24 protein-coding genes and 3 pseudogenes are annotated in these 26403 nt (G+C 31.2%); 5 read left to right on the top strand and 22 right to left on the bottom strand.

What is annotated here, in order from left to right; all coding sequences use genetic code 11:
* Positions 1-102 precede the first annotated feature (102 nt).
* The 16 genes and pseudogenes from CARM_RS08545 to infA form a co-directional block, all read right to left on the bottom strand.
* Positions 103-681, bottom strand: a pseudogene (locus CARM_RS08545) (NYN domain-containing protein); the annotation flags it as partial.
* 297 nt (positions 682-978) lie between these two features.
* Complete coding sequence (hisIE, locus tag CARM_RS00385; protein ID WP_139426320.1) at positions 979-1605, bottom strand: bifunctional phosphoribosyl-AMP cyclohydrolase/phosphoribosyl-ATP diphosphatase HisIE; 627 nt, start codon at positions 1603-1605, stop codon at positions 979-981.
* Positions 1606-1614: 9 nt separating this feature from the next.
* Positions 1615-2382, bottom strand: coding sequence for an imidazole glycerol phosphate synthase subunit HisF (gene hisF, locus CARM_RS00380; protein WP_139426322.1), 768 nt, complete (start codon positions 2380-2382; stop codon positions 1615-1617).
* Positions 2364-3098 (bottom strand): 1-(5-phosphoribosyl)-5-[(5-phosphoribosylamino)methylideneamino] imidazole-4-carboxamide isomerase, encoded by a 735-nt coding sequence (locus CARM_RS00375; RefSeq protein WP_139426325.1) that lies wholly within the window; start codon positions 3096-3098, stop codon positions 2364-2366. The genes hisF and CARM_RS00375 overlap by 19 nt, the downstream gene beginning before the upstream one ends.
* A 6-nt stretch (positions 3099-3104) precedes the next feature.
* The gene (gene hisH / locus CARM_RS00370; RefSeq protein WP_139426327.1) at positions 3105-3686 is read right to left on the bottom strand and encodes an imidazole glycerol phosphate synthase subunit HisH; all 582 of its coding nucleotides are present in this window, start codon (positions 3684-3686) and stop codon (positions 3105-3107) included.
* Between the two features lie 21 nt (positions 3687-3707).
* Positions 3708-4406: a hypothetical protein gene (locus CARM_RS00365; protein WP_139426329.1), complete on the bottom strand. Its 699-nt coding sequence runs from the start codon at positions 4404-4406 to the stop codon at positions 3708-3710.
* 66 nt (positions 4407-4472) lie between these two features.
* On the bottom strand, positions 4473-5540 hold the full coding sequence (gene hisB / locus CARM_RS00360; protein ID WP_139426331.1) for a bifunctional histidinol-phosphatase/imidazoleglycerol-phosphate dehydratase HisB: 1068 nt from the start codon (positions 5538-5540) through the stop codon (positions 4473-4475).
* Positions 5537-6817: a histidinol dehydrogenase gene (hisD, locus tag CARM_RS00355; protein ID WP_139426333.1), complete on the bottom strand. Its 1281-nt coding sequence runs from the start codon at positions 6815-6817 to the stop codon at positions 5537-5539. The genes hisB and hisD overlap by 4 nt, the downstream gene beginning before the upstream one ends.
* An 8-nt stretch (positions 6818-6825) precedes the next feature.
* Positions 6826-7725, bottom strand: coding sequence for an ATP phosphoribosyltransferase (gene hisG, locus CARM_RS00350; RefSeq protein WP_139426336.1), 900 nt, complete (start codon positions 7723-7725; stop codon positions 6826-6828).
* A 117-nt stretch (positions 7726-7842) separates the two neighbouring features.
* Complete coding sequence (rplQ, locus tag CARM_RS00345; protein WP_012660847.1) at positions 7843-8196, bottom strand: 50S ribosomal protein L17; 354 nt, start codon at positions 8194-8196, stop codon at positions 7843-7845.
* 3 nt (positions 8197-8199) lie between these two features.
* Positions 8200-9213 carry a DNA-directed RNA polymerase subunit alpha gene (locus CARM_RS00340; RefSeq protein WP_139426338.1) on the bottom strand — a complete coding sequence of 338 codons (1014 nt, stop codon included), beginning with the start codon at positions 9211-9213 and terminating at the stop codon, positions 8200-8202.
* 14 nt (positions 9214-9227) lie between these two features.
* Positions 9228-9854: a 30S ribosomal protein S4 gene (gene rpsD, locus CARM_RS00335; protein ID WP_139426341.1), complete on the bottom strand. Its 627-nt coding sequence runs from the start codon at positions 9852-9854 to the stop codon at positions 9228-9230.
* Positions 9855-9885: 31 nt separating this feature from the next.
* Positions 9886-10278, bottom strand: a complete 393-nt coding sequence (gene rpsK, locus CARM_RS00330) for a 30S ribosomal protein S11 (RefSeq protein WP_012660844.1) — start codon at positions 10276-10278, stop codon at positions 9886-9888.
* Between the two features lie 9 nt (positions 10279-10287).
* Positions 10288-10653, bottom strand: coding sequence for a 30S ribosomal protein S13 (gene rpsM / locus CARM_RS00325; protein ID WP_039666401.1), 366 nt, complete (start codon positions 10651-10653; stop codon positions 10288-10290).
* 3 nt (positions 10654-10656) lie between these two features.
* The gene (rpmJ, locus tag CARM_RS00320; protein WP_002781429.1) at positions 10657-10770 is read right to left on the bottom strand and encodes a 50S ribosomal protein L36; all 114 of its coding nucleotides are present in this window, start codon (positions 10768-10770) and stop codon (positions 10657-10659) included.
* Between the two features lie 174 nt (positions 10771-10944).
* Positions 10945-11163, bottom strand: a complete 219-nt coding sequence (infA, locus tag CARM_RS00315; RefSeq protein WP_012660842.1) for a translation initiation factor IF-1 — start codon at positions 11161-11163, stop codon at positions 10945-10947.
* Positions 11164-11301: 138 nt separating this feature from the next.
* Between infA and CARM_RS00310 the strand changes: the two genes are divergently transcribed.
* The 4 genes and pseudogenes from CARM_RS00310 to CARM_RS08520 form a co-directional block, all read left to right on the top strand.
* A complete protein-coding gene (locus CARM_RS00310) occupies positions 11302-12591 on the top strand; it encodes an MFS transporter (RefSeq protein ID WP_139426343.1) in 1290 nt (429 codons plus the stop codon).
* 57 nt (positions 12592-12648) lie between these two features.
* Positions 12649-13569, top strand: coding sequence for a cytochrome-c peroxidase (locus CARM_RS00305; protein WP_139426344.1), 921 nt, complete (start codon positions 12649-12651; stop codon positions 13567-13569).
* Positions 13553-14266: pseudogene (locus CARM_RS08540) on the top strand (DAHL domain-containing protein); the annotation flags it as partial. The gene CARM_RS00305 and the pseudogene CARM_RS08540, both read left to right, overlap by 17 nt.
* Positions 14267-14827: 561 nt before the next feature.
* Positions 14828-15355, top strand: a pseudogene (locus tag CARM_RS08520) (methyl-accepting chemotaxis protein); the annotation flags it as partial.
* Between the two features lie 17 nt (positions 15356-15372).
* On the opposite strand, the gene map reads toward CARM_RS08520, so the two are convergent.
* Positions 15373-16128 carry a type I methionyl aminopeptidase gene (gene map / locus CARM_RS00295; protein ID WP_139426348.1) on the bottom strand — a complete coding sequence of 252 codons (756 nt, stop codon included), beginning with the start codon at positions 16126-16128 and terminating at the stop codon, positions 15373-15375.
* Positions 16129-16288: 160 nt separating this feature from the next.
* Between map and CARM_RS08485 the strand changes: the two genes are divergently transcribed.
* Positions 16289-21670, top strand: coding sequence for an autotransporter outer membrane beta-barrel domain-containing protein (locus CARM_RS08485; protein ID WP_139493271.1), 5382 nt, complete (start codon positions 16289-16291; stop codon positions 21668-21670).
* A 29-nt stretch (positions 21671-21699) separates the two neighbouring features.
* Here CARM_RS08485 and CARM_RS00285 read toward each other — a convergent pair whose 3' ends face one another.
* The 5 genes from CARM_RS00285 to CARM_RS00265 all read right to left on the bottom strand — a co-directional run bounded on the left by CARM_RS00285 (position 21700) and on the right by CARM_RS00265 (position 26371).
* Positions 21700-23067, bottom strand: a complete 1368-nt coding sequence (locus CARM_RS00285; protein ID WP_139426352.1) for an L-serine ammonia-lyase — start codon at positions 23065-23067, stop codon at positions 21700-21702.
* A gap of 10 nt (positions 23068-23077) precedes the next feature.
* Positions 23078-24361 carry an aromatic amino acid transport family protein gene (locus CARM_RS00280; protein WP_139426399.1) on the bottom strand — a complete coding sequence of 428 codons (1284 nt, stop codon included), beginning with the start codon at positions 24359-24361 and terminating at the stop codon, positions 23078-23080.
* A gap of 279 nt (positions 24362-24640) precedes the next feature.
* Positions 24641-25195, bottom strand: a complete 555-nt coding sequence (locus CARM_RS00275) for a ribonuclease HII (RefSeq protein WP_139426354.1) — start codon at positions 25193-25195, stop codon at positions 24641-24643.
* Positions 25195-25668 carry a DNA-deoxyinosine glycosylase gene (locus CARM_RS00270; RefSeq protein WP_139426357.1) on the bottom strand — a complete coding sequence of 158 codons (474 nt, stop codon included), beginning with the start codon at positions 25666-25668 and terminating at the stop codon, positions 25195-25197. Before CARM_RS00270 ends, CARM_RS00275 begins: the two co-directional genes overlap by 1 nt.
* A 55-nt stretch (positions 25669-25723) precedes the next feature.
* Entirely contained in the window at positions 25724-26371 is a 648-nt protein-coding gene (locus CARM_RS00265; protein WP_139426359.1) for a ferritin family protein, read from the bottom strand.
* Between the last annotated feature and the right edge of the window lie 32 nt (positions 26372-26403).

The following is a 26403-nucleotide window of genomic DNA, read 5'->3' as shown; positions in this document are numbered from 1 at the left end:
GCAAATATAAAAGCAAGAAGTGTTCCAAAAATGAAGATATTTATAAAACTTGTATAAATTTATAATGTGAATTGTGTAATTAAGAATTGCTAGTATTTTTAAAACTGATGAGAGAATATCTATATGCTCTAATAGACCTTTTTTGATTTGAGAATTTGGAACTCTCATGGGATATAACTGAACAATAACCCTTCTTTTCTTGTATGTTTATAGCTGGTATAAAATCGCTATCTGCGGTAATAAGAATGATTTTTTCGATTTGTTTTTTTATAGATAAAGTGGCAATATCTAAATCCTATTTTCATATCAACGCCTTTTTGTCTGATATCTAAAACAAAATCATCAGCAGTAAGCTATCAATTTCTATTTCTTTTTGCAAAAGCTGTTTAAATTTTTTATAATCTTTGATTTTCCATTGAAAACTATTTTCATCAATCTCGCCCAATCTTACAGCAAAATACGGCTGTTGTCTTAGACAATCCAACAAGCTAATTCTAAATTTAAAAGTATCAGTTTTTCCAAGATTTAATGATTTATCTGTTTTTTCTATAGGTGGCATAGGAATATTTTATTTAATGGCTCACAATCATAAATATACACTCTATATAAATAATCTTTATTTCTTCTAACAGACTCAAACACATAATCTTTTAATCGTTTTGCTAGTTCTTCAGGAGTCATATCTTTGATATGTTTTAAAGTATTATATCTTTCTATAAAAAAAGACAAATCCACTAAAACTGCGGTTTTTCTAGGCTGTAGGAAAAATTATGTCTTCGTTAAGGTTACTCATAAAATAAATAGCTAGACGACTTCTTGCTTATGTGATAATTTATTCTAACATAAAAAATAAATTAAAACTACTATAACTTTTTAAAAAGATATTTGTAAAAATTTTATAAAGTTTTTTTAAAATTACTCGATATAGTTAGTGAATCTTTTCAAAAATATTGCTTAATTAAGCGTGAGAAATCACGCTTAACTTTTATTTCTTTCTTTCAATTTTGCTATGACATCATTTAAACTCAAATTTGCATCGGCTAATAAAACATCTAAATGATAAAGCAAGTCAGCTGCTTCGCAGATTAACTCGTCTTTGTCTTTTGCCGTGGCTGCTAAGGATGTTTCTACGCCTTCTTCGCCTACCTTTTGTGCGATGCGTTTGGTGCCTTTTGCAAAAAGTTCAGCCGTATAAGAAGAATTTGGGGCAGCATTTTTCCTTGAGTAAATAAGTTTTTCAAGGCGTGATAAAAATACAAAATCAGCCTTTTTAGAAATTTGCTCAAAACAAGAAACATCACCACTATGGCAAGTAGCTCCGCTTGGTTTAACCAAAACTAAAATACAATCTTTATCACAATCAAGCCCTAAATCTATGATATTTAAAAAATTTCCACTTTCTTCACCTTTCATCCACAAACGCTCTTTTGTGCGGGAGTAAAATACGACTTTTTTATGCTTGAAACTTTCTCTTAAGGCTTGTTCGTTCATAAAGCCTTGCATTAAAACTTCACACGAGTGAAAATCTTGCACTATGACAGGGACTAAATTTGCTACTTTGTTCCAATTAATGCTTTTTATAAATTCTTCTTGATTGATATCCATTTTTTGTCCTTAAATGCGTATTGTGATGCCTTGATCTTTTAAAAAAAGTTTTAATTCTTTTATATCTATAAGCTTTTTATGAAAAATCGAAGCAGCTAAAGCTCCATCTACTCCGAGCTTAAAAGCGTCTAAAAAATGCTCTTTAGCACCTGCTCCACCACTTGCTATCAAAGGCACAGGGCAAATTTTTCTAACCTTAGCAAGTTGATCTAAATCATAACCTTTTTTCATGCCATCTTGATTCATCATATTTAGCACGATTTCCCCGGCTCCTAACTCGCATACTTGCTTTACCCATTCTAGTGTTTTTTTACCACTATGATGAGATTTGCTCTCATCGCCTGTATATTTATAAACCAAAAGCTCGCCATTTTCATCTTTAAACGAGTCTATACCTACAACAACACACTGCACGCCAAAATTTTTAGCAAGGCGTGAGATTAAATCAGGATCATTTAAAGCAGGGGAATTAATAGAAATTTTATCAGCTCCATTTGCCAAAAGCTCTTTTGCGTCATCTTCGCTTTTTATACCACCTGCTACGCAAAATGGTATGGAGATATTTTGTGCGACCTTGCTTACCCAAGCCCTATCTACACGCTCATTTTTAGCTGAAGCTGTAATATCATAAAATACTAGCTCATCAATGCCATTTTGTGAGTAAAATTTAGCAAGCTCTATGATATCGCCCATATCTTCATGGTTTTTAAACTGCACCCCTTTTACAACTCTACCATCTTTGACATCCAAACATGCTATTATGCGTTTTGCAAGCATTCTTTAGCCTCCTTAATGCTAAATTTTCCATCAAGCAAGGCTTTGCCTGTGATGATACCACTTACTATGCCTTTTAAATCGATAAAATCTTGCAAACTCGCCACACCTCCGCTTGCTTGGGTTTGTAAATGTGGGAATTTTTCATGCAAAGCGTTGTATAAAGCTATATTTGCTCCACTCATCGTGCCATCTTTGGAAATATCAGTGCATAAAATATGCTTTATATCTTTATAAAAATTTAAAAGCTCAAACAAACTCTCATCGCTTGTTTTGCTCCACGCATCAGTGGCTACAAAAAACTCACCTTTAATACAAACACTATCAAGCGCTAAGACTATATTTTCTACGCCAAATTCACTCAAAAGCTCTTGTGTAAAGGCTTTATTTTTAACTGCTAAAGAGCCTATAACTACGCGTTTAACACCGCTATCAAATAAAGCCTTAATCTCATCTTTAGTGCGTATGCCTCCGCCTACTTGCAAATTTACTTTGACATTTAAGGCTAATTTTTCTATGAGTTGTAATTGCCTTTTGCTAGGATCTTTTGCACCACTTAAATCCACCAAATGAAGCCACGATATGCCTTGTGCTTCATACTCTTGAAATTTAGCTAAAGGATCAAAGCTGTATTCTTGTTTTTTAGCATAATCACCTTTATAAAGTCTTACTACCTTGCCATCGATTAAGTCTAATGCTGGAATGATTTGAGTTTGCATTTTTACCTACATATTTATGAAATTTTTTAATAACACTTCACCTGCCTCGCCACTTCTTTCAGGGTGAAACTGCACGCCATAGAAATTGTCTTTATTTAAACTTGCACTAAATTTAGTAGAGTATTCACACTCTGCTATGGTGTATTCATTTAAACCCACACAATAACTATGCACAAAATAAAAATAAGCCCCGTTTAAGCCTTTAAAAAGCTCATGTGTGCTTGATACTTGATTCCACCCCATATGCGGAAAGGTAAAATTAGCTTTTTCTTGGAATTTTTGCGTTTTAAAAGGCATAATACCAAGTGTTTTTTGGTGTAGCTCTTCTGAAAATTCACCTAGAATTTGCATACCAAGACAAATTCCTAAAAGGGGCTTAGTAGTAGTTTGGATAAAATTTTCTAAATTTAATGCTTGTAAATTCTCCATCGCTTTAGCTGCAGTGCCAACACCAGGGAGTAAAAGCTTATCTGCTTGTGAGAGTTCTTTTAAATCATGAGTTATGATACTATTTTGCCCTAAACGATCAAGAGCAAATTTCAAAGAAGCTAAATTCGCACAACCTGTATCTATAATGGCTAAATTCATGATAAACACTTTCTTGAAAAATTAAATTCCCATTTCATATTTTACACTCTCTTTCTCATATTGCTTAGCAATACTCTCATAATCTGCAAAATATACAATATCTTTTATTTTTTCATAAATAGAATTTGAAATTATATTTTGAAATTCTCTATATCTATTTTTATGCGCAACAATAAAAAATTTTGCTCTAAAATCTTGAAGCTCATAAAAACGGTTAATAGAATTTTTTATATTAGTAGAATGCTCTACCTCATAAAAAGCATGAGGCATTTTTCGTTCATTAAACCAAATACAATCGCTAAATTTAGCTTTTTGTGTCAATTCATCATATGTAAAACTATAAAGAGAATCTAAAGTAGCCAAGTCGCCTAACCTAGTATCCATAAAGTATTTATTCTTATCTTGACTAGGAATAAAAGTTTGAAAGCCTCTTAAATTTCCAATTGAGACAATAAGCCCTTGATAATAAGAATGGCTAAACTGGCATTCGTTATTTATCAAATTTAATTTTTTTTCAATCTCATGCTTTTTCTCTGTTAAACCCCAAAGTCCTGCTGTGATTTTATAAAATTCTTTATTTGTTTGTAATATTCTTCTAATGCTTGCAAAAGGTGTTTTTGTTTCCCATTTACTAACATCTGTCAGCATATAAAGCTGACTTAAAGTTGCAAAGTTATTATTATTTTTAAAAGCTTCTATAACATTATCTTTTTGTTTCATTGTTAAGTCTCATATAACATAACAAGCGATCATATTTCACAAACACTTGCATTATAAAAAAATTTTTCATATCACTCCTTTAGAGCTTGCTAGGTTTTCATTTTCTATTTTAATAGCCATTTTTAAAGCTCTTGCAAAGGCTTTAAAAAGTCCTTCGGCTTTGTGATGATCGTTTTTGCCTTTAACTTTTAAATGCAAACTAGCTCCCATAGCATAGCTTAGTGAGTAGAAAAAATGCTCTATCATTTCTGTGCTTAATTCTCCAAGCTTTTCTTTTTTAAATTTAGCCTTATAAACCAAATGTGGTCTATTGCAAAAATCAATCGCACAACTTGCCAAACTCTCATCCATAGGCAAAACAAAACCATATCTTGCAATGCCTATTTTTTGATCTAGTGCTATTTTGATAGCCTCGCCCAAAGCAAGTGCTACATCTTCTACGCTGTGATGCTCATCAACTTCCAAATCCCCTTTGCATTCAATGCTTAAAGAAATATTTGCATGCGTAGCAATTTGCTCTAACATATGATCAAAAAAAGCTATACCTGTGTTAATATTAGCTTTTGAAGTGTCGTTAAAAGCTATTTTAACTTGAATTTGAGTTTCTTTGGTATTACGCTCTATACAAGCACTACGATAATTTTGCAAAATAAAATTAGCAATTTGTTTCCAGTTAAAATCGTTTTTGTCGTATTTTAAACCTTGAATTCCAAGATTTTGCGCTAAGAGCATATCGCTAAGCCTATCGCCTATGACAAAGCTTTTGTTTTTATCATAAAGTTTGTTTTTGATATAGTTTTCAAGCATAGCTGTTTTTGGCTTTCTACAAGCACAATTTTCATGCTCAAAATGCGGGCATATAAAAATATCTTCAAATTCTATACCACAACTTTGAAAAACACTTAGCATCTTCTCATGAGCTTTATCAAAGTCTTCTTTAGGGAAAGAATTTGTGCCTAGGCCGTCTTGATTACTCACTATCACAAATTTAAAACCAAAATTTTTTAACTTTAAAAGTGCATTGATAGCACCTTTTTCAAATTCAAGCTTTTCTAAAGAATCAATTTGAAAATCATTTTTAGGCTCATCAATGAGTGTGCCATCTCTATCTATAAATAAAATTTTTGCACTCATTTTAAGCTTTCTAATCTTAAACTTACGGCATTTTTATGCCCATCAAGCCCTTCAGCAGCTGCTAAAATTTCCACTATAGGTCCAAGTTTTTTAAAACCTTCTTTGCTAAGTTCTTGCACACTCATTCTTTTCATAAAATCAGCAAGTCCTAAAGAAGAATATGACCTTGCAAAACCATAAGTTGGCAATACATGATTAGTCCCACTTGCATAATCTCCCATAGATTCTGGAGAATACTCACCTAAAAATACCGAACCTGCATGCATAATATCATCAAGCAAATTAGATGAATTTTGTGTATGAATGATTAAATGTTCTGGTGCATAATCATTTGAAATGCTTATGGCATGTTTTATATCTTTTGCAAGAATGATTTTAGAATGCTCTAAAGATTTTGAAGCAATTTCTTTGCGTGAAAGTTTTTCAAGCTGTAAAGCAACTTCACTATCTACTTCTTTGGCTAATTTTTCACTTGTGCAAACTAAAATAGCTTGAGAATCTGCTCCATGTTCAGCTTGTGAGAGTAAATCTGAAGCTATAAATTTAGCATTAGCAAACTCATCTGCTAAAACTAGTACTTCTGAAGGCCCTGCTTGCATATCAATGGCTACTCCATGATTATTAACTTGCTTTTTAGCTTCTGTTACAAAGGCATTTCCTGGACCAAAAATTTTATCTACTTTTTTTACGCTTTGCGTTCCATAAGCTAGTGCTGCTATCGCACCTGCTCCACCCATTTGATATACTTCATCAACCCCACAAAGTTTTGCCACATAAGTAATGGCAGGGTGCAAAGGTGGCGGAGAAGCTAAAGCTATGTGTTTGCACTGAGCTATCTTTGCTGGAATAGCAAGCATCAAAGCAGTGGAAAATAAAGGTGCTAAGCCACCTGGTATATAAAGACCTACTTTTTCTATAGCCCTAGTTATTACTTTGCAAGTTACCCCTTCAAAAGTTTGTACTTCTATGGTTTTACTCTCTTGTGCTTTATGGAATTTATAAATATTATCATAAGCTATTTTAATAGCTTGTTTTAGCTCTTCATCAACTTGTCCTGCTAAACTACTAAGCTCTTCTTGGCTTAATTTAATAGAGTTTATCTCTACTTTATCAAATTTCAATGCCATTTGTTTTAATGCTTCATCACCATTTGTTTTAACATTTTCTATAATGTCTTCTACTATAGTTTTAACTTGCGTATTAGCACTTATAGCAGGGCGTTTTAGCGCTAACTCTTGTTCTTTTGTATTTAATTTTTGAAAATCTAATATTTGCATTTATATCCTTAAGAGAGCATTTTTTCAATAGGTAAAACCAAAATTGCACTTGCGCCTTCTTTTTTTAAAGCTTCCATAGTCTCCCAAAATAAATTTTCTTGACTAACCATATGCAATGCAACTTTGGCTTTATCATTTTCTAAAGGTAAAATAGTAGGTTTTTCAACACCTGGTAATAAGGCTGTAATTTTTTCTAGTTTTTCAATAGGAGCATGAAGCATAATATATTTTGATTCTCTAGCTTGCATAACTCCATTAATCCTAATAAGTAATTTATCAATTAACTCTTGCTTGCAAGAAGTTAAACTTTCTTTTCTTTGGATAATACAAGCTTTGGATTTATAAATTACCATAACTTCTTTAAGTCCATTTGCTTTTAAAGTAGCCCCACTTGAAACTAAATCACAAATTCCATCAGCTAAATTTGCACTTGGTGCCACTTCAACTGAACCTGTTAGCATACAAGTTTTATAAGGAATATTATTTTCCTCCATAAAACGCTTTAAAAGCTGTGGATAAGAAGTTGCTATGCGTAAATTTTTAAAACTTTCTATACCTTTATATTCACACTTTTCTGGCAATGCTAAAGACAAACGACATCCGCCAAAATCAAGTTTTTTAAGCATTATAAAATCTGCGTTTTCGTTTTTTGATTTTCTTTCAAGTTCATTTTCTTCTAAAACATTTTCTCCAACTATACCAAGATCAACTACTCCATCAAAAATAAGTCCTGGTATATCATCATCTCTTACTCTAAGTAGATCAATCGGTAAATTAGTAGAAAAAGCAATCAAACTTTGTTCATGTATGCGAAGTTTTACGCCTATAGACTCAAGCAAGGCTATAGAATCTTTACTTAAACGACCTGATTTTTGTATAGCTATACGCAATCTTGAATTTTCTTGCATTTTATACCTTTTTTGTAGTTAAGATAATTAATAGTAGCAAAAAAAGAGTAAAAATACAAAGAATAATGAGTAAATACAATGAGAATAGGAAATTTTAGCCTTAAAAAAGGCTAAAATTTAAGCTACGAATTCTATGAAAGCCATTTCAGCAGCATCACCACGGCGAATTCTAGTTTTGATGATTCTAGTATATCCACCATTTCTATCTGCAAATTTCGGTGCAATTTCAGTTACAAGTTTATTTGTAGCTTCTTTATCTTGCAAACTTGCAAATACTGCTCTATGAGCATTAAAATCACCCTTTCTTGCACGAGTAATTAATCTTTCAACATAACCTCTTAATTCTTTTGCTTTAGGTAATGTTGTTTCTATTTTACCTGCTTTAATAATAGCAATGGTAAGGTTTTTTAACAAGGCAGCACGGTGGGTAGAAGTGCGACCTAATTTTCTATATCCATGTCTATGTCTCATTGATTATCCTTCATTTTGTGCTTTTAATTCTATAATTTTTTTCTTTAGCGTTTCTTTTGCACTATCATTGAGTTTCGAACCACCTATAGGAAATCCTATAGTTTCCATTACACTTTTAATCTCATCAAGAGATTTTTTTCCTAGATTTTTTAAATCCGCTAGTTCGCTTACACTCATTAGAGCAAGTTCGCCGATATAAACTACATTTGCTTTTTCTAAGCAATTAAAACTTCTAGCACTTAAATTTAATTCAGTTATATTTTGAAGTAATTTTACATGCTCTACTTCACTGCTCGGTGTTTGATTTCTTGCGACGCTTTGTGCATTTGCAATTTTGTCAAACACTGATAATTGTTTATACATTGCTTCTAAAGCATTTTTAAAAGCATCACTTGGTGAAATTTGTCCATCGGTTGTAATTGTAAAAACAACTTTTTCATAATCTGGATTATCTTCAAAAAGCACTTTTTCTATATCATAAACTGCATGTTTTACTGGAGTAAAAAATGCATCAAGCGCTATGAAATCAGGATCTAAGAAATTTTGGATTTCTTCTGAAGGCACATAACCAATACCTTTTTCTATAATCAAAGTAAATTCTAAATCTGCATCTTCATTGATTGTTGCAAGATAGCTATCTACATTAACAACCTCGACAATATCATTATTTAAATCTTTTCCGCAAATTTCTTTTGGTCCTTTAAAATTAAATGTAACAATTTCTTTTTCAGACTCTGTTTTTATTTTAAATCTTAATTTTTTTAGATTGATAATAAACAATGCTACATCTTCAAGCATGCCACGCATACTATCAAATTCATGTGCAACACCTTTAATTTTTACTCCAGTGGGAGCAAAACCAACCGTGCTTGAATAAAGCAAACGGCGTAAAGGGTGTGCTAAAGTAATAGCATAACCAATTTCAAAAGGCCATGCACTTACTTTTGCCACTGTATCACTGATATTTTCAATACTAAACTCTGTTGGTGTATAAGCAGAAGTTGTAATATGTCTCATATCATAAACCTTTATTATTTAGAATACAACTCAACGATGTATCTTTCCTCAACTGGAATGATAACTTCTTCTCTTTCAGGTTTTCTTGTAAAAATTCCAAATCTTTTTTCTTTTTCTACATCAACCCAAGCAACTATACCTGTTTGAGCAGTTAGCTCAATTGCTCTTGAAATTTGAGGATTATTTTTACTTTTTTCAATCACCTCAATCTTTTGACCTGCTTCTACTCTATAGCTAGGAATATCAACTCTTTTGCCATTTACTAAAATATGCCCATGAGTTACAAGCTGTCTAGCAAAACGACGAGTTGTAGCAAAGCCCATTCTATAAACAACATTATCTAGTCTTTGTTCTAAAAGCTGAATTAAAAGCGCACCTGTGTTGCCATCTTTTCTTGCAGCTTCGCTAAATAATCTTCTAAATTGTTTTTCACTAACCCCATACATAAATTTAGCTTTTTGTTTTTCTCTTAATTGAAGTCCATACTCACTAATTTTTGCTTTTCTTTGTCCGTGCTGACCTGGTGCATAAGGGCGTTTATCAAGTGCGCTTTTACCTGCTAATCTTCTTTCGCCTTTCATTGCTAAGCTTACGCCAAGTCGTCTTTCTAATTTCTCTACTGGTCCTCTATATCTTGCCATTGTAATTCTCCTAAAATCTTATATCTTATTCTTAGACACGACGACGTTTTGGTGGTCTACAACCATTATGAGCTAATGGAGTTATATCTTTTAAGAAAGTTACTTTGATTCCTTCCATAGCACCTACACTTTTAACCGCTGTCTCACGACCACTTCCTGGTCCTTGAACTTTAATTCCTACTTCTTTAATACCATGTTCTTTTGCTTTATTTAAAGCATCTTCCACTGCTTGTTGTGCTGCATAAGGAGTTGATTTTTTAGAACCTTTAAATCCTAAACCACCAGCACTACTCCATGCAATAGCATTTCCCATTTCATCAGTTACAGTAACCATAGTATTATTAAATGTTGCACTGATATAAACTATACCCTTAGCTATATTTTTTTTAACTACTTTTTTCTTAACTACTTTTCTTTTTGCCATTTTTTATCCTTATGATTTTGCACCAACGGTTTTTCTCTTACCTTTTCTAGTTCTGGCATTTGTTTTTGTTTTTTGACCACGAACTGGTAAGCCTTTTCTATGTCTTAAACCTCTAAAGCTTCCTAAATCCATTAATGCTTTGATATCCATAGCAACTTGTTTTCTAAGATCACCCTCAACCATATAGCTTTCTTGAATTTCTTTACGAATAGCTGCTGCCTCATCTTCACTTAATTCATGAACTCTTTTATCATAAGAAATTCCAGTTTTATCTAAGATTTTTCTTGAAGTATGCAAACCTATACCATAAATATAAGTTAAGCCATATTCAATTCTTTTTTTCTTTGGTAAATCCACACCTGCAATACGAGCCATAAATTATCCTTGTCTTTGTTTGTGTTTTGGATTTTCGCAAATAATGCGAACTACGCCTTTACGACGAACTACTTTGCATTTGTCGCACATCTTTTTAACAGATGGTCTAACTTTCATGCTTTACTCCTGTTATTGTAAATTCCACTTTTTTTACAACTGCACCAGGTTTTTAGAACAACCAACTATTTTCAAAATAAGTGGTGATTTTGAAAATACTTCTTCATACAGTTTTATTGCAATTTCTGCAAAAGTGCTAATTATATTCTACTTTTGCTTTTAAATAACTTAGATTTATTTATATCTAAATGTAATTCGCCCTTTATCAAGACTATAAGGTGTTAATTCAACCTTAACTCTATCACCAGGCATTATTCTAATATAATGCATACGCATTTTACCTGCGATATGGCAAAGTATCACATGTTTATTATCCAGCTCAACTTTAAAAGTTGCATTAGGTAAAGCCTCAATCACATTACCATCAATTTCAATAATATCATCTTTTGCCAATGTTTTTCTCCTTTCTATATAAAATACAAAGCTATTATTTTACCATAATTTTTCATTTTAAAATTTAATATTTTTTTATAAACTTTATATTTTTTTACTATAATTTCAAAATTACTACAAAAAGAAAGTTTTAATAATATGTTAAAGAAAATTAAAAAAAATAATATCAAAACCCTATTCTTATCTTCACTTGGAGGAACTTTAGAATTTTATGATTTTATTATTTTTGTATTTTTTGCAAGCTATATCTCAAAAAATTTTTTTCCTAGTGATTTAAGTGATTTTTGGAAGCTTTTAAATACTTATGGAGCATTTGCTGCAGGGTATTTAGCTAGACCACTTGGTGGTATTGTAATGGCTCATTTTGGAGATAAATTTGGGCGTAAAAAAATGTTTATGCTTAGTATATTATTAATGGTTATACCAACTTTTTCTCTTGCAATCACTCCAACTTTTGAAGACATAGGATACATGGCCCCATTAATCTTAATACTTGCTAGAATTGCTCAAGGTATTGCAATAGGTGGTGAGTTACCTGGAGCATGGGTTTTTATAAAAGAACACGCACCTGATGAAAAAGATGGTTTTTATATTAGTGCTATTAATGCTTCTATGGCATTTGGAATTTTGTTAGGAAGTATTATTGCTTTAATTATAAACCATTATTTTTCACAAGATGAAATTTATGAATATGCTTGGAGAATTCCATTTGCTATTGGAGCGATTTTTGGCATAATCTCTGTTTATCTTCGAAAATTTTTAGAAGAAACTCCTATTTTTAAGCTAATGCAAGAAACAAATAATTTAGAAAATTTCCCATTAAAAAGCTTTTTCAAAGAAAAAGATGCGTTGCTTAACACTATTTCTTCTATGCTTTTAACATGGATGCTTACAGCTTGTGTGATTATATTAATACTACTAATGCCAAATTTTATGTCCGAAGTATTAATTATAAATAAAACTGATTCTATATGCATACAAATGATAGCAATTATAATTCTTTCATGTGGAACATTATTAGCTGGCTTATGGGTTGATAAATTTGGGTTTTTACCGACAGCTATAATTTTTTCAATAGGACTTAGTATATCTTGCTTTTTTTATTTTTATTTTTTCTATGAACAAATTTTACATTTAAGTATATACTTTTATTTTATTTCCAGTTTCTTTGGTGGTATTAATGCCTTAGCACCTATTTTAATGTGTAAAATTTTTAAACCAAATATTCGTTTTAGCGGTATTTCTTTTTCTTATAATATTGCATATGCTATTGCAGGTGGTTTTAGCCCTCAACTTGTTTTTGCCTTACATTCTTTAGCCATAAAACCGGATAATCCTTTTATATTCGGAATTTTTATTTATATTTTAATTTTATCTCTCATAACGCTTATAACTGCCATTATTACTTATAAGAGATTAAGATTTTAGTGTTATAATAAAAAAATTATTAATTAAAAATTTAATATAAAATAAAGGAAAATAATTATGAAATTTTTTATCGTTTTAATATGTTCTTTTTTTCCACTTTTAGCATTAGAAATGATTACTCCGATACCAGATAGCATTCCTTATAATAAAGAAAAAGCATTATTAGGGAAAAAACTTTATATGGATACAAGTTTATCAAAAGATAAAAAAGTATCTTGCAATACTTGTCATGATATTGCTAATTTTGGAGTAGATAATAAAATTTTTTCTACTGGTATAAATGGCATACTAGATGAACCATTCCATACACCTACAAATTTCAATGCAGTATTTAATCTTTCTCAATTTTGGAGAGGAAATGCAAAAGATTTACAAGAGCAAGCAAAAAGCCCTTTAACTAACCCTAAAGAGATGGGATTAAAAGATGGAAATGAAGCAGTTGAAATAGTAAAAAGCAATGCTTATTATGAAAAAGAGTTTCAAAGACTTTACGGAGAAGTTACCTTTGATAATATAGCCGATGCTTTAGCCGAATTTCAAAAAACACTACTTACTCCAAATTCTCCTTTTGATCGTTATTTAAAAGGAGATAAAAATGCTATAAGCGAACAAGCAAAAAGAGGATATAATGCTTTTTTATCTAATGGTTGCATAGCTTGTCATCAAGGACAAAATATAGGTGGTAATATGTATCAAAAAATGGGGGTATTTGTTCCATACGATAATGGAACAAACTGGCAAGGACGCTATGAAATAACAAAAGATCCTAATGATAAATTCGTGGTTAAAGTTCCAAGCCTTAGAAATATATCTAAGACAGCACCATATTTTCACGATGGATCTATGCCAACACTTGATGCGTGTGTGCAATTTATGGCATATTATCAACTTGGAAAATTTTTAGAGCAAAATGTAGTAGATGATATAGTTGCATTTTTAAATTCTTTAACAGGGGAATATCATGACTCACTCAAATAAAAAAACTTTTTCTTTTTTATCACAATTTATCACTTTATCTGTAGTGGTTTTGGTATTGCTTTTGATTTTAACATTATTTATATTTAACACCTATAATACCGCAAAAAGAAATTCTACTATCATAAGTTCATTTCAAAGACTTGAAATTTTAGATACAAAACTAGATGAAATATTTAAAAATAAATTTAATCTACAAAATTATGATAGCAGTGTTGCATTAGTGCAAGATTTTGAAAATACTTTAAATATTTTAAAAAATAATGAAATTGATACTTCAAAAATAGAGATGATTTTTCAGAAAAAAAATACACAATTGCAGCATTTTAAATCCGCAAATTCTATAGCTATTAATTCAAAATTATATCTTTATGAAATTCAGCAAGAAATAATCAAGCAAACAAATAAACTAGCATTAAACACTCAAGAAGCAAAACAAATAGAATATATTGGAGATATTTTAAGCATTATAGGAACTATGGATATTTTAGAGCCTTTAGCACAAAATAGATTGCGAAATTTGGTAGATAATTTAAATATAAAAGATTCGCAATTACCACATGAGCTACTAGATCTTTTTAGCACACATTGTAAAATGATAATAAGCCAAATAGCAATTTTAAAAGAAAATTCTCAAGCTTTTTTAGATCAAGAATTACAAAAAGAAATCATTACTCATAAAACAACTATCACTGATCAAATAAATCAAAACAATAAATACAATCTATTCACTGCCATAGGAATATTCTTATTTACTTTAGCCGTATTGGTATTTTTTGTTTTACTTACACTAAAAAAAGTGATTATACCTATATCTTTACTTGAAAAACTTAGTGCAAATTTAGCTGGAGAACATGCAAATTTAAGTGCTAGATTAGATATAGATAAAAAAAGCGAATTAGCTACTAGTGCTGGTTATATCAACTCTTTTATACAAATTGTTCAAAATTCTGTTTTAGAAGCTATACAGACTGCAACCTCTAGCCACAAAAGCTCACAAAAACTTTCTCAAAATGCTGAAGTTTTACAGCAAAGTTCTCTTTTACAACATGAGCAAATTTCTAATGTTCATAAAATAAGCTCTGTTTTGGAAAGCCACATAGATTTAACTCAAAATTTAGCCAAAGACACTATAAAAGATATGCACGATATGCAAGAAGTTATGGGAGAAGTTGAAACCACATTAAAAGAATTAGTAGAATTGATATTACTAAGTGGAGAAAAAGAACAAAGCGTATTAAGTGCTATGGATATGTTAGTGCAAAGTGCTGATAGTATAGTAGAAGTTACCACAACCATTAAAGACATAGCAGATCAAACAAATTTACTAGCTTTAAATGCAGCTATTGAAGCAGCAAGGGCTGGTGAGCATGGTAGAGGCTTTGCTGTTGTTGCTGATGAAGTTAGAAACCTAGCTGATAAAACCACTAAATCTTTAGTTGCTATAGAAACCACCGTAAGAACAATCGTTCAACAAATCAACGATAATAAAAGTTTAATGGATGGAATCCATCAGTCTATGAGCGATACTTCTAATAAGGCTAATATTTTACAAGGTGAAGTAGGAACATCTATAGAAAAACTCAAAACAAGTATTCATTCTACCAAAATCATGGAAGAAAAAAGTGATGAGTCAAAAGCCAAGATGAATGAGTTAGAACAAAACATAGAAAAAGTAACCGAGCTTGCAAATTGTGTTAAAAACTACTCACTTGATCTAACACAAATTTCACAAGATGTTTTAGAAAATGCTTCTAAACTTTCAGATAAGTTAAAAACATTTGAGTAAGAAAGATTTAAACTTTCTTACTTAGATAAAATATCTGCTTTACCATTTATAATTGCAACACAATGCTCATAATGAGCCGCATTTAAACCATCTTTACTTCCTGCCTCCCAATTTCCTTTTAAATGCACCGGAGTGCCGTCTTTTTGACATATCATAGGCTCTATACAAAACACCATACCATTTTTTATTTTAGGACCACTTTTGGCACTAGCACCTGGTTCTAAGTAGTTTGGAATTTCAGGCTCACCATGTGGCTTTCTACCTATACCATGACCACAATAACCCTTTAAAGGTACAAAGCCCCTTTTGGTAATAAACTCACCAAGCTCATAAGAAAGCTCTTTAAATCGCATACCTTCTTTTATAATATCTATAGCATAATACAAAGCATCTTTAGCGCAAGCAATCAATGCTTCATCAGTAGCTGAAATTTTACCTATAGGTATAGTCCTTGCCGCATCTCCATAATATCCATCTATACAAGTTCCTACATCAAGACCTAAAATATCACCTTCCTTTAATATACGCTCATCACCCACTCCGTGAATACAAGCTTGATTAAGTGAGATACAAATACTACCTGGAAAACCATACAAACCTTTAAAAGATGGTTTTGCACCATGATCAAGTATAAATTCTTCTGCTTTTATATCAATTTGCTTTAAACTCATACCTGGAACTATAATACTTTCTAAATAATCAAGTGTTCTAGCTACAAGCTCGTTTGCTTTGCGTAGTTTTTCTATTTCTGCTGGTTTTTTTATCTCTATCATTTTATATTTCCTTAAAAATTTTTAAAAATTTAGCATTTATGCGCTTTTAAAAGCTTGAATTTTTATATTTATTTTTGTTTTAAATTTATTTTTTATTAATAAAAAAATATTTATAATTACAAAATTTTTATTAATAATTATAAATTAGGAGTAAATGATTATGAATAAAATTATAAATAATTCTCACGGGGGGGGGGATTGCTTTTATAAAGATATAAAAGAATGCGAACTCTTAAAAAATTCTCTTAAATTTTCTACTTTAGTTTTAACCATCTCTTTAGTTTTCACATCAATAAATCTAAAAGCAGAAGGCATTGGAAATCATGGACAAAATGGTGAAGTGGTAACTGGTGATGGAGATAAAGGTGCTAACGGCACAGCTTCTACTAATAATATTAATAAAGATTTTGATTTTACTCAAAATAATCAAAATATTTCCATTAATACTTCTGAACAAAATAAAGCTCACGGAAAAAATGGTAGTGATGGTAAAAATGGAAATAGCGGTAGTGATGGTAGCAATCCTGAGTGGTCAGGAAATCGAGGAATTAATGGTTTTAATGGAGGATATGGAACATCTGGCACTAAGGGCGGAGATGGTGGTGATGGAAATTCTCTAGGCGATATAACTATAAATTCAGCAAAAATATCTAAACAAAATTTAAAAAATACTTCATTTAATATCACACTTCAAGGAGCTTCAGGAGGTAATGGAGGCAATGGTGCAAATGGTGGTAATGGAGGTAATGGCGGAAATGGATCAGCAGCAGATGCTCCTAAATTTAACACTTCAGGCGGAGGACCTACTAATGCACTAGGTGGCAATGGAGCAAATGCTGGACATGGAGGCAATGGAGGTAAAGGTGGCAATGGAGGTGATGGTGGTTCAATCACTGCGACTTTATTTGAAAACAAAAATAATAATGATTTTTTTCTAGCCATAGACTCTTTAAATGTTACAGCCAAAGGCGGAAATGGAGGCAATGGTGGCTCTGGCGGTAAGGGAGGTAATGGTGGCAAAGGAGGCAATGGCGGATATGCTAAGTCTAATTGTATGGCAGGATGGCCTCCTGGTGTTTGTGCAGGCCCACTACCAGCACAAGGTGGTAATGGAGGAAATGGAGGTAATGCTGGTTCTGGTGGAAATGGAGGAGACGCTGGTAGTGCAGGCTCTGTTTCTGTTACAGCTATAAAATTAAATAATAATAAAAACGCATTGTTAAGTATTAATTCTATTAATATTACAGCAACAGGTGGCAATAAAGGAAGTATCGGCTCTGGTGGAAATGCTGGAACTCAAGGTCAAGGAGGAAATAGAGGTGGTGCTACATCTACTGGTGGAACAATTGAAGAAGGAAAACAAGGAACTACTGGCTCTAGTGGCAGCGGAGGTAAAGGCGGAGATGGTGGAAATGCTGAAGATGCAGATCATGCAATAGCTAATGGTATTGATTTAAGCGATAGTATTTTAATCATAAATAGTGCTAATGGAGGCAATATACAAATTACAACTAATGCTTCTAATGCAAAAAACAAAGAAGCATTTGGTATCAAAGCAAACAATTCAACCATTATTTTACAAGATAATCTAACCATAACATCAAAAATAGACAATGGTGCAAATTCAAATGATAAAAGAGGTGCAAAATTTGAAAACAGCACTTTGAAATTTGATAATACCAAAGGATACAAAAACCTTACAACAGATTCTTTGGTTCTAGCTGGAAATAATACTTTTGAAATAAACATCGACTCCAAACAAAAAACAGGAAATTCCATCAAAACAGATTATATAAGCAATAATGGAAATTTGAATTTAAAAATAACTGATGATTCCTTAATAAAAGATATACAAGATGGAAAATACTCAAACATAGAAAATCCATATACCATAGATATAAATCACGATATTATTTCCTCTACAAACGGCGGATTAAATAGTATTAATATAAATTCTTTATCTAATGGTATTGATTTAAAAAACGAAAGATATTTAACTAAATATGAGCAAAGCAAAACTGATAACAAAATAAGCGTAGATAGTGTTACTATAGATAAATCAAAGGCTGGAGTTGATGGTAAAAATGGAACAAGCTATACTACTCAAATTTTAAATTTAAATGGTGGAAAAACAACTCTTTCTTCTACAAATAACAATGGTTTAGATGGTGGAGATGGCACAAAAGGAACCGATGCTAAGTTATATGGAAATGGCGGAAAGGGTGGTCATGGTGGTCATGGACAAGGCTTTGTTATGAATGGTGTAAATGGTATAGAAAATGGAAAAACTTATACTATTGATAAAAATATAACTATAATAGCTAAAGGTGGAGATGGTGGAAAAGGTGCTGATGGTGGATATGCTGATGGACCTGATCATAAAGATGGTAGAACTCAAGCAGGACACGGAGGTAATGGGGGTAATGGGGGAAGCGTAGAATTAAATGGATTTTATGCTGAAGGTAGAAAAAACATTACACTAAATTTAAATGCAAATATCACCCTAGATGCAACCGGTGGTAAAGGTGGTGAAGCTGGTAAGGGAGCTAGTGGAGATAAAGGTTATAATGGAGGAAGTTTAACCATACTCGATCCAAATAGAGATCAAACAGCTATTGATGGAATAGATGGAATAAAAGGCGAAGATGGGAGTGCAAGTGCTTATGGCATACATATAGCAAATGGATCTACACTTAATCTTTTTGCAAAAGAAGGAATTGAAATAAATGTAAAAGCTGATGGAAAAAATGCAAAAGCTAGCTCACTATATGCTGATAATGCAACCTTAAAAATTGGAACCGATCTTACTCTAAAGACTACAACTACTAATGGAGCTAGTGGAAATGGAGCTACATTTAAAGATTCTAGAGTTGATTTCATACATAAAGATGGAAAGTATCATACATTAACATCTGATACTATAAAATTAGAAGGCAATAATAATTTTATTTTCAACACAGATTACACAAAAAATCAAGGAGATAAGTTAAAAGTAGATCAATTTATCGTTGATGAAAATACAGGGACTCAAACCGTATCTATAAGAGATCAAGAAATCAATAAAAAACTAGAAGAAGGTGGCTTGACATCTGGTAACTGGGATACAAATATAGTAGTTATTGAATCAACGCAAAATTTCGATAATAATTTGAAATTTGAATCAAGTGGTAGTGGTGGAGGATATGACACAAAAGATAAAAGATATGGAATAGAACTCTCTATAAACCAAACTAACAATCAAGTAATCATTGATAAAGTAAGTATAGCAGAAAGCAAACAAGGAGAACATGGAAAAAGTGGCATGGGATACAATTTTGCCAATTACACAGAACTTTTAAGAAACAGGTCTTTTAAAGAAGCATTAACATTTAACCAAACTGGAAAAAATGGTGAAGATGGAATAAATGGAAGCGATGCTTATCTTTATGGAAGTGGAGGAAATGGAGGAAATGGTGGTCATGGAGAAGGTTTTAGAGTATTTGGCTACAACATAAAAAAAGACACAAAAACAAATAATTCTATAGTTTTAAATGATGTTAATATAGACATAAAAGCTGGGAATGGTGGAAAAGGTGGAGATGGCGGAAAAGGCGATGGTGCTGATCATAAATATAATAATGGCAGTGTAAATAAAGTCCAATCTGGCAATGCAGGACATGGTGGTAGAGGCGGAGATGCTATAGGTATAGCTATTTTAAACCGATCAGGAAAAGAAATAAATATTGATTTAAATGGAGATGTAAATATAAAAACTCAAGCTGGAAAAGGTGGCGAGGCTGGAAAAGTTGGAGATATTACCAATGCAACTATCATCAATGAAGATGCAAAATATCAGCAATCTCAAGCAGGGAATATAGGTTATGATGGACTTGATGGACTTTCTTATGCGGTAGGCTTAGCAGATATTGGTGGCACACTAAATATTGGCTCTAAAGATGGAAAAATTCACACTATCAAAGCTGCAGCTTCCACTCAAGCAAAAAACAAAGACAATGTTAAAGCTTATTCTATCTATGCAGATAGTTCAAACATAAACTTCTTATCTAGTATTAACTTAGAAACACAAATTAATGATAATGAAATTGGAAATGGAGCTTATTTTAATAATAGCACTATAAATTTTGGCCATATTGATTTTCCTATAAACAACACCGATGATGCTACAAAAGCTTCAAAATACAGCTTTAGAAAAGTAACAAGTGACAAATTTACATTAGCTGGAGATAATAATTTTGGCTTTTATACTGATTTAGCTAATAATAGCGGAGATACATATATTATTACAAAAGAAATTGATTTTAAAGCCTTAAATAAACTCCATATTAAAATCTTAGATGATGCTAGTGCAGGATTATTTGATGATAAAAATCCTACCACGCAAACAATTACAGGAAACCATACACTTATTGATTTAAGTCAAGTTGGAAGCAAAGATAAACTCAATTTAAAAGATTTTATTCTTGCTTCTAATCAAATAGTAGAAAAAGATCACGGGGCTATACGCTATACTATAACACCAAACATTGATCAAAACCAAAGCAATGGAAATATATACATTGATAAACTAGATATAATCAATAACAATACAAGTTCTTTGGTGGATCCTTCAGAAATTGTTAAAGCTGTAATTGATAATGCATTTTTACTAAATAGAATGCATCTTCTAACGCAAAATCAACTTTCTGAAAGATTTAGACAACTCAAAGAAGAAAATCATTCAAAAGGTGGAATGTGGACACAAGCTTATAATTCACATTTAAACCAACATACTAATGTTTATAATCCTAGAGAAATAAATAGTATCTATACAGGTGCAAAATATGGATTTGATGAAATTATAAATTATCTAAATTTTAATATGATGACAGGTGTCTATTTAGGATATGGAACTTTACATTCTGATTTAGATAAGCTAAGTAATTCTGAAATCAACAATTTTACAACAGGTATGTATTCTGCAATGTATTGGAAAAATGGCATTTATTTTGAAACAGATTTTGCAATAGATCATTATAAAAGCAAAATATCTGCATCGCAAGCTGGTAGTTTTGAAACAAATAGTGCAAAATTTGATAATCTTGCATATTCTGCTGGTTTTGCATTAGGAAGAAAATTTTATCTACCAAACAATGCATTCTTAGATGCTTATATGGATATTGACTTTACTTATTATCAAGACCATGATGTTAAAACATCTAATGGCATAAGAATGCAACAAGATGATTATAGAAACCTTGGAATTACAGCTTCAGTATTAATTGCTCAGCAATATAATTATGGAAAATCTATGGTATATTTAAAAACTGATTTTGGACAATATTTTTCAGATGCTAAAAATCAAGGAAAACTTCAAGATCCTTTAACAGGAAATTGGGATTATAAAATTGCGAATTATTCTTATGCTTTTGCTAATGCTATCATAGGATTTAGATTAAAACCTAACAATAAAACCGAAATATCTTTTGAAGCAAATCGCTACTTTATAGAAAATATGGATGCAAACTACGGCTTTAGAGGAGAATTTAGGTATTTGTTTAATTAAAAATTCTTGAAGATTTAAATCTTCAAGAATTAGCATACACTTGTAAGATTAGTAGCTAAGCCACCTAAAGAAGTTTCTTTGTATTTTGAGTTCATATCTTTACCTGTTTCATACATGGTTTTTATAACCTCATCAAGACTTACCTTTGGAGTGGATTTTCTACTCATTGCCATTCTAGCGGCTGAAATTGCTTTGATAGCACCAAAGGCATTTCTTTCTATACAAGGAATTTGCACCAAGCCACTTACTGGATCACAAGTTAAACCCAAATGATGTTCCATTGCAATTTCAGCAGCATTACAAGCTATTTTCGCATTAAAGCCCATCACAGTAGCCATTGCTCCTGCTGCCATAGAACTTGCACTTCCAATTTCTGCTTGACAACCAGCTTCAGCACCACTTATACTTGCATTTTTTTTATAAAAAGAGCCTATAAGCATAGCAGTTAGTAGAAAATTAATAGCCTTTTCATCATTAAAACCAACGCTATGATTTTTAAGATAAAGCATTACAGCAGGCACGACCGCACACGCTCCATTAGTAGGTGCAGTTACTACTCTAGCGCCACTTGCATTTTCTTCTGCAATAGCAATAGCATATAAAGAAATAAAATCAATAATTCCTAAAGGATCGCTTGTCATAGCCAAACGCTCATTAAGCCCTTTAGCACGGCGTTTTAAATGTAAATTTCCAGGAAGATAATCCGAACTTGGATGAATACCATTATAATACACTTCTTGCATTACTTCCCAAATTTCTAAACAATAAGATCTTATTTCTTCCTTAGTATGAAATTGAAGCTCATATTCATAAGAAAGTTTTGCCAAATCCCATGATTTTTCTTCACAAATTTTTAAAGCATCGCTTGCATTATTTATATCAAGTTCTAATTTAGTATGTTTTTGCTCGCAAGCTCCATCTTTGTGTTTTTGAAGTTCTGCTTCACTCATCACAAAACCACCGCCTACTGAATAATAAATTTCTTCAGCAATGATTTTTCCATTTTCATCATAAGCACTCACTTTTAACCCATTTTCATGTAAAGGTAAAAAGTCTTTTTCGAAAACTAAATCTTTTTCATAATCAAAATTTAGTTCTTTTTGAGCATTTAAAACCAAAATTTTATCTTGTAAAATTTTATTAAATACACGATCTTGCAAAGCAGCATTTAGCTCCTTTGCTCTTAAACCACTCAAACCCCATATAATAGCTTTATCACTCAAATGGCCTTTACCAGTAAGCGATAAAGAGCCATATAATCTAATTTGAATTTTTGTAATTTGTGTGATTTTATCTTTGATTTTTTCACAAAACATATTGCCTGCTAGCATTGGTCCTAGCGTATGAGAAGAAGAAGGACCAACACCAACTTTAAATATACTTAAATTACTACTCATTCACTCATACCTAAAAAGTATAAATTACGGTGATGATTGTCAAAACACCTGTAATAAACACAAAAGCATCTAAAGCTTTGTTTTGGAATTTTTTCATTTTTGAAACAGTATAAATTGCAATCATAGGCATTAAGAATAAAATCGCCGCAATAATTGGCCCACCAAGACTTTCAATAAAACCTAAAATACTTGGATTTATATAAGCAGTAATTAGCATAATAATATACATTACCAAAGTTGAATAAACTGCAATTTTTTTCAAATCTGGATTTTCATTACCTGCTAATTTGCAGCATTTTCTAACTATACCATAAGCACCTTCTCTAGCGCCAAAATAATGTCCAAAGAATGAACTAGAAATTGCTAAAAATGCAATCAATGGTCCACCATAAGAAATAAATGGATTATCAAGCTTGTTAGCAAAATAAGAGAGAACAGGTATATTTTGTGCTCTTGCATCAGCAAGTTCTGCAGGAGTTAAAGAAAGCACACAAGATACAACAAAAAACATAACAAAAGCAAGTAGCATTACAGAAGTTCTAAATAATACTTGATTTGCTTTTTGTACTGAATTTTCAGGATATTGTCTTTTTACACTTAAAGAAAATGTTGAAATAGCTGGTGAGTGGTTAAATGAAAAAACTAATACAGGTAAAGTAAGCCATACTATAGTAATAAATTCTTTTGTTCCAGGAATGGCACTAAAGCTTTCAAATGACCATTGTGGTATAAGATATAATGAAAATAAAAACAAAATAGTACATAAAGGATAAACAAGCCATTCACATACTTTAGTAATCAACTCTTCACTAAAAAGCATAATAAGCATAAAAATACTTACTAAAACAAAAGCAAAAACCGCTCTATAAAATGGAAGTAAATTAGCTATGGTTTTTCCTTGTTCATTTACGCTTGTTTGATACATAGCACTAATTGTATTTGCTAAAGATCCGTTTGGATCTAAAAGCGGCAAGAATTGATTATAAATAAAACTCTCAAAAGTGTTAGTTATACCTACACAATATGCCAAACAAATTGGAAAAATTGCAAAAAAATAAAGTATAGAAATAAAAATACTTACTTTTCTACCAAAATACTCTTCAGCCGCATGAGTGATATCTTTATCATTACCATTTGCTTGACATACAAAACGGCTTAAAGCTCTATGACTTAAATACACCATTGGGAAAATTATCAAAGCCATTACGACAACTGGCCAAAAACCACCAACACCTGCCTTAATAGGTAAAAATAAAATACCCGCACCAACTGCTGTTCCAAAAAGAGAAAGCATCCAACGCGTATCAAATGAATTCCATTTAAGATTATCCACATTTTCTCCTTGTAAAAATAAAAAATATTTATATTACTATATATATAAAAAAATTAAAATTTCTTAAAACTATTAATACTTTAAAAAAATATATTAATTTTTGATGAAAAATTATCAAAAAAATATATAATGATTATTTTTTTTCAAATTTTAAAATCATAAATTTCACTAGAATCAAGAATATAAGAGCTATTTTGTGGTATTTATAATAAAAATATAATTAATAATTTTTTTTAATTTTTAAATACTAAATAAATTTTTTTCAAAAGATTTTAGAACAAAACTTTTTCTATGCAAAGGTGAATATCCAAAAGCTTTAATTTTTTCTATATGGGTTTTTGTTCCATAACCTTTGTGTTTATCAAACTCATAATTAGTGTATGTTTTGGACAAAAAACACATTTTTTGATCACGACTAACTTTTGCTAAAATACTAGCAGCCGAAACCTCTTGTACTTTTGTATCAGCTTTAATCATGGTTTTAATACCTAAAATTCCATAATTTAAATTTCCATCATACAAAATCTCATCTTGACTAAAGTGCTTTTGGATTATTTTTAATCCCAATTGCAAACATTTACTAAGCCCTAAAGTATCTATTTGCAAAGGTGAAAAAGCGAGGGTTAGAAATTTTGAATTAGCAATGATTTGCTCATATAACATTTCTCTTTTTTTTGCACTTAATTTTTTAGAATCAGCTAAACCATCTATATTTTTAAAAAGCTTACAAGCACTTATATGCATATCTCCAGCTAAAGCTCCGCGTCCTGCTTCATCTACTCCAACTAAGGCCACTACTTTTCCTTTATAATGCTATATTTTTCTACTAAGTTTTTTAAAGAATACCTCATATTTGCAGGCGAACTCGATGGAAGCTCAAAAAACTTTTTATCGGGGTAAAATTTGATAAAATATTTACTAGCAATTTTGCCTAAAACGCAAATTTTTTCTATATTTGCATTATCTAAAATAATACTTATATCATTTGCTTTTGCATAAGAGATGGTTTTATCATCTGAATTTTTTATCTTACAACTTGCTATAACATCCCAAAGTGCTATGTGATTTGCTTTTAAAAAAGCTTTTTGTTCTTGTATAGTTTTTAACTCACATTCAAATAAAATTTCAAAAATCCGCCAAAAGCGGTTTTTACTATGCTGATAATAAAAATTTTCTTCTCTTGATTTAATAGAAGGAAAGGAACCTAAAATCAAAATTCTAGATTTTATATCAAAAAAAGGTTCAAAAGGATGGGTTAAAATTTGCATTTTTAACCCTTGACAAAAATAAAATACTCTAACATTTTTACCAAATGTTTTTACTTTATCCTAAAAATTCGCGTTTGAAGTATTCTTTTGGAGCTTTGCATAAAGGACAGGCATTTGGAGCTTTTTTTCCTCTATGAATATGCCCACAAACTTCACAAACCCATAATTCTTCTATTTCTGAATTAAAGAAATCTTCTTCTTCAAGCATTTTTTTAAGAGCAAGATATTCTCTTTCATGTTCAATTTCAACTTTACCAATAGCTGTAAATAATCTTGCTATATTTCTTTTACCCTCATCTTCTGCAATTTTTGCAAAATTTGGATACATAATAGTATGTTCGTAATTTTCACCATCTGCTGCACAGATTAAATTTTTTGCAGTTTCTTCTAAAGCTTTGCCATCTACTATTTCATGATAAGCTTTAAATTGTGCTCTTGCATGCCATTTTTCATTTTCAGCAGCTTCTCTAAAATGTTTTGCAACAGCATGCCAACCTTCTTCTTGGGCGATATCTGCAAATAAATCATATTTATTTCTAGCCATAGATTCACCAGCGAAAGCTTTCATCAAATTTACCGCGGTTAAATCAGTAGTAATGCATTCCATTTCTTGCCCACAGCAACTTAATTTTCCGCTACCAACATTTTGAACTTCTACTTCATTGCCACATTTTTGGCATTTATAGCTTTCGTATTGTCTCATTTTTATTCCTTGGATTGATAATAGGTAGAAAA

The sequence above is a fragment of the Campylobacter armoricus genome (assembly GCF_013372105.1).
GTDB classification, from domain to species: Bacteria; Campylobacterota; Campylobacteria; order Campylobacterales; family Campylobacteraceae; genus Campylobacter_D; species Campylobacter_D armoricus.
Note: the sequence above shows the minus strand (reverse complement) of the source record. Positions and strands in the feature narration are given on the sequence as shown.